Source organism: Argonema antarcticum A004/B2, assembly GCF_023333585.1.
GTDB lineage: Bacteria > Cyanobacteriota > Cyanobacteriia > Cyanobacteriales > Aerosakkonemataceae > Argonema > Argonema antarcticum.
The window spans coordinates 26,787-38,759 of sequence record NZ_JAIQZN010000070.1 but is presented as its reverse complement, the minus strand read 5'-3'; the positions used below and the strand labels follow the sequence as shown (position 1 = coordinate 38,759).

General features: G+C 43.7%; 14 protein-coding genes and 1 pseudogene. 4 read left to right on the top strand and 11 right to left on the bottom strand.

What is annotated here, in order from left to right; genetic code table 11:
* Positions 1-235: 235 nt before the first annotated feature.
* Positions 236-733: a hypothetical protein gene (locus LAY57_RS25005; protein WP_249069816.1), complete on the top strand. Its 498-nt coding sequence runs from the start codon at positions 236-238 to the stop codon at positions 731-733.
* On the top strand, positions 733-1,995 hold the full coding sequence (locus LAY57_RS25000; RefSeq protein ID WP_249069815.1) for a hypothetical protein: 1,263 nt from the start codon (positions 733-735) through the stop codon (positions 1,993-1,995). The genes LAY57_RS25005 and LAY57_RS25000 overlap by 1 nt, the downstream gene beginning before the upstream one ends.
* A 12-nt stretch (positions 1,996-2,007) precedes the next feature.
* Here LAY57_RS25000 and LAY57_RS24995 read toward each other — a convergent pair whose 3' ends face one another.
* The 9 genes from LAY57_RS24995 to bchL form a co-directional block, all read right to left on the bottom strand.
* Positions 2,008-2,406 carry a DUF2281 domain-containing protein gene (locus LAY57_RS24995; RefSeq protein WP_249069813.1) on the bottom strand — a complete coding sequence of 133 codons (399 nt, stop codon included), beginning with the start codon at positions 2,404-2,406 and terminating at the stop codon, positions 2,008-2,010.
* Positions 2,403-2,747, bottom strand: coding sequence for a DUF6883 domain-containing protein (locus LAY57_RS24990; RefSeq protein ID WP_249069812.1), 345 nt, complete (start codon positions 2,745-2,747; stop codon positions 2,403-2,405). The genes LAY57_RS24995 and LAY57_RS24990 overlap by 4 nt, the downstream gene beginning before the upstream one ends.
* A 122-nt stretch (positions 2,748-2,869) precedes the next feature.
* Positions 2,870-3,178 (bottom strand): SH3 domain-containing protein, encoded by a 309-nt coding sequence (locus tag LAY57_RS24985; protein WP_249069811.1) that lies wholly within the window; start codon positions 3,176-3,178, stop codon positions 2,870-2,872.
* Between the two features lie 162 nt (positions 3,179-3,340).
* Positions 3,341-3,571 (bottom strand): hypothetical protein, encoded by a 231-nt coding sequence (locus tag LAY57_RS24980; RefSeq protein ID WP_249069810.1) that lies wholly within the window; start codon positions 3,569-3,571, stop codon positions 3,341-3,343.
* A 336-nt stretch (positions 3,572-3,907) separates the two neighbouring features.
* The gene (gene relB / locus LAY57_RS24975) at positions 3,908-4,183 is read right to left on the bottom strand and encodes a type II toxin-antitoxin system RelB family anti-toxin (RefSeq protein WP_249069809.1); all 276 of its coding nucleotides are present in this window, start codon (positions 4,181-4,183) and stop codon (positions 3,908-3,910) included.
* Positions 4,176-4,532, bottom strand: a complete 357-nt coding sequence (locus LAY57_RS24970; protein WP_249069808.1) for a type II toxin-antitoxin system RelE/ParE family toxin — start codon at positions 4,530-4,532, stop codon at positions 4,176-4,178. Before LAY57_RS24970 ends, relB begins: the two co-directional genes overlap by 8 nt.
* A 136-nt stretch (positions 4,533-4,668) precedes the next feature.
* The gene (locus LAY57_RS24965) at positions 4,669-6,069 is read right to left on the bottom strand and encodes a ferredoxin:protochlorophyllide reductase (ATP-dependent) subunit N (RefSeq protein WP_249069807.1); all 1,401 of its coding nucleotides are present in this window, start codon (positions 6,067-6,069) and stop codon (positions 4,669-4,671) included.
* Between the two features lie 149 nt (positions 6,070-6,218).
* Entirely contained in the window at positions 6,219-7,205 is a 987-nt protein-coding gene (locus tag LAY57_RS24960; protein ID WP_249069806.1) for a DUF5331 domain-containing protein, read from the bottom strand.
* A gap of 34 nt (positions 7,206-7,239) precedes the next feature.
* Complete coding sequence (gene bchL, locus LAY57_RS24955; RefSeq protein ID WP_249069805.1) at positions 7,240-8,106, bottom strand: ferredoxin:protochlorophyllide reductase (ATP-dependent) iron-sulfur ATP-binding protein; 867 nt, start codon at positions 8,104-8,106, stop codon at positions 7,240-7,242.
* A gap of 575 nt (positions 8,107-8,681) precedes the next feature.
* Between bchL and LAY57_RS24950 the strand changes: the two genes are divergently transcribed.
* Positions 8,682-8,927, top strand: coding sequence for a hypothetical protein (locus LAY57_RS24950; RefSeq protein WP_249069804.1), 246 nt, complete (start codon positions 8,682-8,684; stop codon positions 8,925-8,927).
* 139 nt (positions 8,928-9,066) lie between these two features.
* Here LAY57_RS24950 and LAY57_RS24945 read toward each other — a convergent pair whose 3' ends face one another.
* Positions 9,067-10,833: a protein kinase domain-containing protein gene (locus LAY57_RS24945; protein WP_249069803.1), complete on the bottom strand. Its 1,767-nt coding sequence runs from the start codon at positions 10,831-10,833 to the stop codon at positions 9,067-9,069.
* A 12-nt stretch (positions 10,834-10,845) separates the two neighbouring features.
* Positions 10,846-10,917 (bottom strand): annotated as a pseudogene (locus tag LAY57_RS36795) (4-Cys prefix domain-containing protein); the annotation flags it as partial.
* Positions 10,918-11,475: 558 nt separating this feature from the next.
* Between LAY57_RS36795 and LAY57_RS24940 the strand changes: the two are divergent.
* Positions 11,476-11,766: a hypothetical protein gene (locus LAY57_RS24940; RefSeq protein WP_249069802.1), complete on the top strand. Its 291-nt coding sequence runs from the start codon at positions 11,476-11,478 to the stop codon at positions 11,764-11,766.
* The last annotated feature ends 207 nt before the right edge of the window (positions 11,767-11,973 follow it).

Genomic DNA, 11,973 nt, shown 5'->3' with positions numbered 1-11,973 from the left:
CGCCCACTTTTTTTCTCCAAAATCTTTACAACTCCTCTTGGGGTGGTGCGCCGCAGGCGCACCCCCTGAACGGTTACAGTAGAAGAATATAGTGGTTGTTGGGAAAGTTTGCAAGGCGCAATTGCCAAAGCACAACAAGAAGCCCAAATTAAGGGAATCAATTATCGCCCTTACGCCCATCCCTACCACTGGGCTGGATTTATCGTATCTGGAAATATAAATTAAAAATAAATCTATGCGAGAACAAGATATCAAAACGATTCGGGCTTTTTTAATCGCCCTTTCCCAGCTAGAATCACCCCTAGATGAATCCCTGCAAAAACAGCTTAACCAGTTAGCCAAAGAATTAGCAACTGACGTAGAATTGGCGATAGAAAATCTGCGAAAGCTAATTTACAAACACGACTTCCTGAAAATCTTATATCAACCCGCCCTAAAATCTTTGCAACTAGCTTATCAAGCCCAACCGCGCAATAAATGTATCTTACCATTAGAAGATAGCGAACCGTCAAGCGAAAACCTGGAATTGGAAAATTTTCTCCTACCAACTGACTCGCTAAAGCTATTCCAGTATATCCTTAAATCTAACGATTCAGTGCAAATAACTAAAGATACCAAAACCCAATTACAATCATCCCCTGAAACTCCATCGATTCCCCCAACATCACCCGACTCTTCCCCCTCAAATTCCGTCGATGTGTACAGCAATGCTTGGGTATATACATTTGTTTAATGAGTAACTTAATCTATCCCCATCTATTTCTATTTACCTATTACCTGAAAACGTCCCCAGCTTCTCAGGAAGATTCCGACAAGCCGGAAGTTTCTCGTTTTCCCGATGGTTTTTCCTCCCGTCGCACCTTGGGCGATACCGATAGCCTTCTTCTCGCTTGTTCCGTCTCCGATAACGATGATCCTCGCGATAACCTACCTTTTCTCGAACTCAAAGATAAATTAACTACCGAAACAGAAAAATTGTCTATTTCCGGCGAACTCCTGGGAAAAACTTGGATGATATTTGGTTATTCACCCGCCGAAAATACCGAATATATAGCCAAAGCAGCTTACGAATCCTTAAATTTCGGCAAATGGGGCGATCGAGAAAGCGGACAATTCAGCGAAGCGAAAATTTGGGAAATTTGGCAAACACCGCAGAACTGGCAAAACTTACAAACAGAAAACAATCATATTTTAATTATAATCTATCCCGACCTAACTGCAATGGGAAACAGCGCTAATTTTTATGAAGATTGGCGACAGTTATTCTGTTACAAACATAAAATAGCTTGGGCTTATGGCAAAACGCGACAATTGAAACCAACTTTAGCCAAACACTTTGCGCCTGAAGTTCAATCGATCGCCCCTTTTGAAACAACCTCCTCCCAACTCAACCTGCTAGAATCCGAATTAACCGAATTAACCAAAGCCTTAGACAAAAATTACCAAATATTGCAAGAATACGCCGAAGGAATTGCTTACTTAGAAGTGCAGATGCAAGCGCTAAAAACCAACGCTTACAACTATCAAGAACGATTACAAAATATTGAAAGAAAAGCCAACAAAATCACACCTACAAAATCCGCCAATCTCGACATCCTGAAAACCTTCAACGATTTAGTCAAATATAAATACCAAGCCCAACTAGAACAAGATAATGCAGCCCTCAGTCCCGGCTTAAGATTGAGAGAGAAACAGATAGATACAATTAGAGGAATAGTAGAAATAAGACAAGCGCAATTAGATGATATAATCGAAAAACGCGATCGCATATTTCAAGAAACAGTACAAGAATGGGGAATAGGCATAGGAGTAGCCGCCATAGCAGCCACATCCATATCACCATTTATTCCGAATATTACCAAAAACAAATTAACTGAACCATTCCCAGCATTAGAAGGAGTAATCAACTTTTCCTTAACTTTTATCCTCAGTATAATTATCGGCATTGTAGCCAAAAATAAAGCTAAAAAATTGATTAAATCCCATCGTTCTTAATATATTAGATAATTAACTAGCACTCTTCTGTTGATGTTTGTACCTTAAAAACTCAGCAAAATCTCTAACTTCTGCTACTAAATCATCAGATAAATCATCCAAAAGTGCTGCCAAATGCGCCCGGACACCCATTGTTTCACGCGCTGGCACAGTTAACACTAATTGCTGAGGATAGGCAGTTTCCACACCAATTGTTTCCATAAAAGAGCCTTCCTCATCCTGCGTTGCTGGCAGAAAATTTCCTTGTTCATCGTATTTAACCCAACCTCCAAATAATTCCACAATATAAGCTTCCCCATCATTCAGAACTTCCACAATTGCGCCAACGATTCCCACTGGTGCTTTTCCGCCATCAGTTAAGGGAATTTCTTCTGTTAACTTTACACCATCAAATAAATTAAATTTTTTCATTGTAAACCCCCTAATCTATCTGGTACTGCTGTGACAAATTTCGCGACATCTTCATTAAAAAGAACAATCCAAACTGTGCGTATTCGACGCGATAAACCAGAAGTCCCGGTAAGCTGGATATAAGCGCGATAAAGCTCACCTTGGACATTCTGACTCTGAGGTTGTAGGATATCTAACGATACTGCTGCTAGGATAGCCTCTCGAATTGCTTCTGGCGACTCATACCCCATTACCTCACGCCAAAACTTTCGCTTATCTCCACCTTCTCCCGGTTCAGCAGCACGGTTGAGGAGATACTGCGCTTTAGCAATGGTAAACTCAAAACTTGCTGGAGAAGTCATGGTTGCTATTTTGTCAAAGTCTAAAACTGGCTGTTAGGGTAGGGGCGATCGCTCCTGATAGTATAGAAAAATGGGAGCGCGATCGCTTGAAGTTTACCCAATATATTCACTTACTTCGTTAATTAGCGGTTGTAACAGCTAATAAATTCTCTAAGCACCCAACCCCACACTCTGTATTGACCATTATAATAACCACCGATTTTAGCCCAAGGGCGACCTTGACTGTCATAAGATGTATCCTGAATAGTAACTGTTCTACCGTTTCTTAAATTATTGATTATTCGACCGTTGGGTCGATCGCGAACATTAAGTGGAGTCCCTGTAGGATCTGTCACTTGGCAGACATTTTCTGCTTTGACAGATCGCTCTCCTACGCTAACAGGAGCTAATAGTGCAATAGCTAACAAACAATATGACAGTCTTCTCATCATTTTTTTTCTCCTTATTTTGTTTAGCGGATTTGATTGGTTATCTACGTAAGTCTGACGCCAACTCTATTCCTTTACAAGGAATAGGAGCGATTTTGAAAAATCGCCCCTAAATATATTTTGGGTATAATTTAAAATCGCCCCTTAAATTACACTTAAGAGCATTCACTGCGAATCGTTTTGGTAAGAGCGACCGCCCATATAAAGAGCCGTTCCGAGAGCTATTCCAGGCAGTGCAATCACCATCGCCCACGGAGACTGCCACCAACTCGTTTGCTGGTATCTTTTCTTAGAAAACCGACAAGCTTCAGCAGAATTGACCGAAGTCAACAAAATGCCGGTGGCGATCGCAGTCGTAGATAGAATAGCTGCCAAAGACAATTTGGCTTTCATCATAGTTTTTCCTCCAACTCCTTTTAGCTTCAATTCTAATCGCTAAGTTGGGAAATGGGGAATCGCTGAACGGCAAACAACCGAGTCGATAGAGCGATCGGCTTCGCGGACAGCGATGAACTAATAATCCTGGCGGTGAGATGCTTACAGCGGCTTGCGAGTTGCTCAGGTACAGGTAAATTGTAGGGGCGGGTTTTGTCATGATTCTTGCCAGTTAGCCACAAATTATCTGCCAAACCCGCCCCTACGCTATGAAGAAAATCATTTTATTGTACCTCACACGGCTGCAAGCCGCTGTATTTCACGCAGATTTGGCAAAACCCAGATCGCCCTAACACCCTATGCAATTTCTATAATAAGTTTTTTCCCTAGAGCATTGGCATATTTTTCCAGCGTAGAGATACCAACATCTTCTGCGTGATGCTCTATTCTAGAGATTGTAGATTTATTCAAATTTAACTGCCGTGCTAATTCTGACTGCGTTATTCCAGCTTCTTCTCTTGCTTGCGCCAGCAGCACACCAATTTTAAAACTTGCATATCCAGATTCAAAACCATCAGCAAATTCAGGGTCGCTTTGCTGGCGTTTCTTGATATATTGCTCTACATCACTCATGATTCTGTCTCCTGCTTAAATAATCTTGTTTTCGCTGTTCTGCTAAATCTATCTGTTGGGATGGAACTTTTTGTGTTTTCTTAGCGAATCCGTTTGTTAAAATAACTAAGTTATCATTGTCAAAGAAGCCAAGCAGCCGAAACGTATTATTGCCTGCATTAATTCTGACTTCCCAAATATCATCAGCATTCACCAATTTCTTAAAATATTTGCTTGAAACAGAATCAAGTTCTTGAATTAAGCGTAGCACCCAAAGGACTTTTTGCGCTTGTTTTCCAGACAGAGAATCCAGAAATTCTTCAACGGGACAACGATCCGAATCTGTGCGATAAAATACAATTTCTCTCATGGACTAAGTATAAAGGAGCCCAATTTTACGATTGTACCGCGTTTGGCTTTTCTTCCCTACAACCTAATACAAAAAAGGGCGATCGCACAAGATCGCCCAAACACCTACCTATTCGGAGTGAACTAGGGAGGAAAACTTAAACTTTCGCCTCTTCCCTCACCAACTTATCCCAACCCAAATCTTTCAGGCTGTTATTGCGACGCAGCGGACGAGTCACCAACTCCAGAATATCGCGAGCATTGGTGAAGCCGTGAATTTGAGCAAAAGTAAACTCAACAGACCACTTGGTATTAATACCCCGTGCTTCCAAGGGATTAGCATGAGCCATACCAGTAATCACCAAATCGATATTTTGGTCTTTAATCCGTTGAATTTGATTGTAATTATCCGGCTTTTCCACAATCCGAGGAATCGGTATACCCATTTCCGCACAAGTCTTTTCCAACAACGCCAACTCAGCAGCTTGATAGCGTTTATCCATGTAAGGGATGCCGATTTCAGGACAAGTCATACCGCAGCGAATCAGGAAGCGTGCCAGAGAGATTTCCAGCAAGTTATCGCCCATGAAGAACACAGATTTACCGCGAATTATTTGCAGATAATCTTCTAAACTTGCCCAAATTTGCTTTTCTCGTTCATCCAAACCTTTCGGTTCAATTTCTAACACTGAGCAAATCTTTTCAATCCAGGCGCGAGTACCATCTGGGCCGATCGGGAACGGAGCGCCAATCAACTTGCACTTGCGGCGACGCATCAAAGTTGTAGCGGTGCGGCTGAGGAAGGGGTTGACACCAGCGACATAATACCCTTCTTCAAGAGTAGGTAATTCTGTAAACCTCTTGGCAGGTAACCAACCCGAAACCTTAATACCTTGCTTCTTCAATTCCAAAGTTAGCTGAGTAACAACCGGGTCAGGTAGGGAACCGAAAAGAACTAGGGGCGTATGCTTGACATATTCTGCTTCATCTGATGCAACATCCTCTTTCTTTTTGCCGAAGTTGAGCAGTTTAGCGATCGCATTCCGTTCTTCCTTCTCAGATTCCATCACAGGAGCTTTTTCAGGACAACGCGCCGCCATCGCCGCCAACACCGTATCTTCCCCTTGGGTGAAAGCGTAGTCCAAACCGTTAGCGCGAGCAACCACGATGGGGATACTCAGTTCGGCTTCCAGCTTAGGAGCCAAACCTTCCAAATCCATCTTGATGATTTCGGTAGTGCAAGTACCGATCCAAACGATTACACTGGGATTGCGATCGCGCTTAATCTGCGAACACAGACGCTTCAGTTCCTCATAATCATTCAGCTGAGCCGAAATATCCCCTTCTTCCAACTCCGCCATCGCGTAGCGGGGTTCAGCAAAAATCATCACCCCCATCGCATTTTGCAAGAAATAACCGCAAGTCTTCGTACCAATCACCAAAAAGAAACTATCTTCAATCTTTTGGTATAGCCAAGCTACACAGCTAATCGGGCAAAAAGTATGGTAATTGCCAGTTTCGCACTCAAAATTGATCGCTTCGGGTTGAGCAACAGTCATGAAATCCTCTCTCGTGCTAGTTCTATAAACTTAAAAATGAATGCGGGGTTCCTTACAGAGCGGACAAAATGCCCGCTCTTAAGAAAAATTTATGTGAAATCAATTTGAGCGAAGTCTGGCGAGAGACAGATGTCTTGGAGGAGCTTTAATTATTTGCTCCACGCATCATCATCATCATCCGACTTAGCCGCAGGTTCGCCAAACGGATCGAAACTTATGTCGCCAAAGGCATCAAGATCGTCCTCCTCCAACTCTTTGGAAGATGTGTCGCCAAACTCATCTAGCGTCATATCCCCAAGGTCTACTTCTAACTCTTCAGGACTTTCGTCACCCCAAGCTTCGAGATCTGTACCAAAATCCGCATCTGACTCCACTCTGGGCTCGTCAGATGAGTTGTCGGCAAATTCATCCAGCGTTATGTCGCCAAAGCTTTCGTCTTCTTCCCCGCTCAACTCCTCAGATACAGATGCAGTTTCGCCAAACTCATCAAGTGCGATGTCACCAAAGCCTTCGTCTTCTTCCACCGACACCTCATCTGAGGAGTCGCCAAACTCATCCAGCGCGATGCCGCCAAAGCCTTCGTCTTCCTCAACCGACTCTTCAGATGAGGAGTCGCCAAACTCATCCAGCGCGATGTCGCCAAAGCTTTCCGTTTCTGACTCGATTAAGACTATAGATGGCTCGTCGTCAAGATCATCGATCTCTCCCTCACTCAGCTCAACCGTAGTTTGGCTCACAACCATTACTGGTTCTACTAGAGACTCCTCCTCCTCATCAAACGCATCTTCTATGGGTGCTACCACTGGGGGAGTCACGATGCTAGGGGCCGGTAATGGCTCTGGCTTACTCGCTGGCTTGTTTCCCAGCGCTATATCTGGGTCGATATTTAACTCCAAAACCTCAATCAGCGCATCAGGACTCGGATTGAGCCTAGCAAAGGGTAACATCAACTGCGCTAGCTTCGGCTCAAGCGCGTTAAGTATTCCCAGGATGAGGTGAGAAGGTGGTCGCCTTCCGCCATCTGGAGTTTTTACAGCTTCAAGCTCCATTTGCAGGGCGAGCCACGCATGATTTACCTGATAGTATTGCAACCACTTTTGTCTTAGAGCTGCTGTGAAGTCATCAAAAAAAGCCACAGTTCCTCTCCCTCATCCTGAAAAATAGACTTAATTAAACCATCATTAAGTCTAGTTCCTCTTCCTCTGTCTTGATCGTTGGTTTTGTCGGATTTAGATAAAAATCTGAAAGTAAGGAGAACAAATCCCGATCTGGAGTATCATTTGGCACCACACCTTCGGGACAAGCCAGAATTTGATCGGCGATGTTGAGGTAGTAGTCGCAGACGTAGTTCAGGGATGGGTCGTTCTCTGCCATTTCAAACAGAGTTTTGCCCTTGACGCGGGAAACGCGAATATCTTCGATCAGCGGCAGCACTTCCAGCACTGGCATGGGCACTGTTTCAATATACTTGTCAATCAGGTCGCGCTTGGATGTACGGTTGCCAATCAAACCAGCGAGACGCAGCTGGTGGGTGCGAGCTTTTTCGCGCACGGAAGCAGCAATACGGTTAGCGGCAAATAAAGCGTCAAAGCCGTTGTCGGTCACGATTAGGCAATAATCGGCATAGTTGAGGGGTGCTGCAAAACCGCCGCACACAACGTCGCCGAGAACGTCAAACAAAATTACATCGTATTCGTCGAAGGCGTTGAGTTCTTTGAGCAGCTTCACGGTTTCCCCCACAACGTAGCCACCACAACCTGCACCAGCAGGAGGGCCACCAGCTTCTACGCAGTCAACGCCGCCGTAGCCTTTGTAGATCACATCTTCCGGCCAAACGTCTTCGTAGTGATAGTCCTTAGCTTGGAGGGTATCGATAATTGTGGGAATTAAGAAGCCTGTGAGGGTAAATGTGCTGTCGTGCTTGGGGTCACAGCCAATTTGCAGCACTTTCTTGCCGCGTCTGGCTAGGGCCACAGAGATATTGCAGCTTGTCGTAGATTTACCGATTCCGCCTTTTCCGTAAACTGCCAGTTTCACGCTCTTGTTCTCCTTAATCGTTTCTTAATTAAACTCGCTTGAGTTTTATTCGTCGCTGCCTCTTTCCCAGCATTATTGTCTAACTTCCCAGGAAAATAAAGGGGTTGTCAAGATAAATATGGGTTTAAAACTGGGTATTTAAGCTTATAAAGTTATTTTTAGATTATAAAGTCAATTTATTCAATTTTAAATTCTAATATACCTATTTTTTTAAAATTTATATAAATTAATTTATAAAAAGCGGTACAAAATACAAAAATAGGTATCCTTGTCTAGAGAATATCTGCGGACAGCGATCGGCCCGTCATAGCTTCGATACAAGACTACCGCTTCGTGACAGCAGGACTTACGCTCTTTGAGCTGCATACAAGCACTATGGCTGTAGGGGTAATTCATGAATTACCCCTACAGCCGGAGTAACTAGAAGCGAGTTCGACTTATCTAGGTTCAGTTTGGCCCCAGCTACCCGCAAATTCGGGCTTTGCAAAGGGAGCCGAGATTTCTGTAAAGAATAATTAATTTTCAGCGAGCGCCTAATCATCAACGATCGGGCCAAAACGAGTTTGTGACAATAATTGGAACTAATTGATGCGGTTCTGGGTCGCACGGAAGGATTGACGTTAGTCGATCGGATTCATATCACAACGATCGCCTACATCTTTGCGGCTGCTGTAGTAGGTGTTTGCTCGCGACTGATCTATGAGGTTGGTAAAGAAAAGTTGGCGCTGCGCTTCGATCGCCACATTTGTTTTAGTATGTTTGCCATTTCGTTTGCGGTAATCAACGTCATTCTGATTATGGAAGCTGTGAAAGTGGGTTGAGCGGATGACAAATGACAAATGACTTATTTCAGATTTCGGATTTAAAATTTGAAATTGTCAAATCCAAATAAATTTGAAATTGGCAATCTAAAATTTAAAATTTCCCACTGACTAATGACTAATAACCAATGACTAAGGTTCACTCATATCGCCAAATCTTAATCGTCTTATCATCGCTGCCACTGGCAATAGTTCTACCTTGAGGGCTAAAGGCAACTGAACGAACTTGGTCTGAATGTCCGCCCAGAGTGCGAAGCAGCTTACCGCTGGCAGTATGCCAAATTTTGACAGTATTGTCCGTACTGTCGCTGGCTATAGTTTGGCCGTCGGGACTAAAAGCAATTGACCAAGCTGAACCTGAATTCATCGTCAGGGTGCGAAGTAGCTGACCGCTAGCTATATGCCAAACTTTGATGCTGTTGTCCCCGCTGTTACTGGCGAGAGTTTGAGTATCGGGACTGAGGGCAATTGACCAAACCGAACCGGAATGTCCCATGAGAGTATGCAGCACTTTACCAGTGGGGAGACTCCAAATTTTGATGGTGTTGTCCCAACTGCCGCTGGCTAAGGTTGTACCGTCTCGGCTAAAAGCGACTGATTCAACAAAGTCTGAATGTCCGGTGAGAACATTCAGTACTTTTCCGGTAATGGAATGCCACAACTTGATGGTGCCGTCACCGCTACCGCTGGCAAGCATTTGACCATCCGCACTAAAGGCAACGGAAAAAACTGTGACGGAATGCCCTGTGAGGGTATCAATTAGCTTGCCAGTGTCCCACTGCCAAATCTTGATAGTTTTGTCGGCACTACCACTGACTAAAGTCTTTCCATCTGGACTGAAGACTAGGCAAGTAACTGTGTCTGAATGTCCGATGAACCTGTTAATTTGCTTGCCAGTTTCACACTGCCAGATGTTGATGGTATTGTCGGCGCTGCCACTTGCCAAAATTGTGCCATCCCGACTAAAGGCAACGCAGGTAACTGTGTCTGAATGTCTGGTGAGAGTGTGGACGCATCGCCAACCCTGGGTTTTTTGCTGTTGTTCGGGGGTTAATCTTGCTTGTGGGGGGGTTCGGATAGCGGTTCTAGATGCGGAGTCATAAAAATCTTTGAGGATTTCTGATGCGGATTGATAGCGTTCTTCGATCGCATCTTTCAGCATCTTGTCTAAAATTTGACTCATCTGGTCGGTAATATCCCTACCTGTATCTCGCACATAGTCTCGCCATATCCACTTACCTTTGATTGGGTCGTAAAGGTCTTCCAACTGCGCCCCAGTCAGGATCTGCATACAAATAATACCCAAACTGTAAAGGTCGCTGGTTGGGTAAACCTTACCGCTACGCAGCTGTTCGATGGGTATATGCGCTTGGGTGCTAAATCTCGTACTTGTTTTGATCAGTTTGGTGTCTGCGAGCTGTTTGGAGAGGCCAAAATCGATGAGGGCGAATTTGCGATCGCTATTTCTGCGGATAATATTTGTCGGCTTGATTTCCCGGTGAATGATCTGACGGTTGTGAATCAATTGCAGCACTGGCAACAAATCATACAGCAATTCTCGAACTTGATGCTCGTTAAAAGCTCCCTGTTCCTGCAACTCTTGCGACAAGTTCTGGCCTTCAACGTATTGCCGCACCAAATATAAACGCTTATCTTGCTCAAAGTAGGTCGATAGCGTCGCAATTTGTGGATATTGCTCTCCTAGTTCTACAAGCTGTTTTGCTTCTTGTTCAAACATTTGGATCGCTTTCGCCATTGCCCCAGCGTTCCCTTTAATTTGCGGCAGCGGCAAAAATTGCTTGATCGCGCAACCAACGTTCGTTTGTTCTGCATCTTCAGCTAAGAAGGTTCTGCCGAAGGTTCCTTCACCGATTAGCCTGATGGCTCGGTATCGATCTTTCAGCACCAGATTTGAGGAGCAACTCGAACACTCTTTTGCCCTAGCGGGGTTCTGGGGCTGTTTGCAATTGGGATTGAGACAATAGCTCATACCGGGCAAGGATACACCTGATTTTATTTATGTTAATACCAGATTGGTAGAAAAGTTGATGGCAAGAGCTTTACTTGCCCAAAAGTCTAAAATTAACAACTGCGATGCACCTCGGTTGCCATTTTAATCCAAAACGGGTACAACGCTAGGAAATTTTGCCGATCGCTTGTCCCAATATGTTTGAGGCCGACGCTGGGCTCTGGGTTATTCGATCGCTTCCGCCTCTTCCTCAATCTTTGATGATGAACTTATTATCATATTTCTTCAGACTATACATTATACTTAAGCAATACTTAACAATTGCCCTAGAGACCCTGGGTACTGAGTATGACCCCACGGATGAATGCCGGGGCTTAGGATAACCGGACTTTTAATTGCCAAGTAATATCATGTCTTACGCATTGGTTACCTAAAAAATTCCTGTGATTATTCTTATCTGTGTTCATCTGTGTTCATCTGTCTTCATCTGTGGTAAAAACCTAACCAACAATGACAACAGACAATTGGACGATATCACTCTTATGCTAAAGATGTAACCGGACACGATATAATAACGGGATGAAAAAATATTTACCGATAGAAACTCCCAAAATTGTCATACATCAACCGGCGAATCGTATCCGAATTAGACCGAGATTTCCTTACCTTATTATATGGAGGGATAATGTGGCGGGTGATGTAAAAATTGAATTATACGAAGGGTCAAAACTGGTTAAAGCGATCGCGCCTAAAACAGCAAGCGATGGTATTTTTGAATGGACACCGGATAAACCCATATTACAGAACTCAGTTATCCGGGTAACGAGTTTGGATCATAAAGATATTTTCGGGACTTTACAGTTAAATTAGTAATAATATCGTGTCTGGTTGCATCGTTAGCATAAGACTGATATCGTTAAATTGTCTGTTGTCATCGTTGGTTAAATTTTTACCACAGATGAAGACAGATGAACACAGATGAACACAGATAAGAATAATCATACGAATTTTTTAGATAACAGATGTTACTGGACATGATATAAGTAGGTGAGTGTAAATAAAAAAATGGGTAGGGCG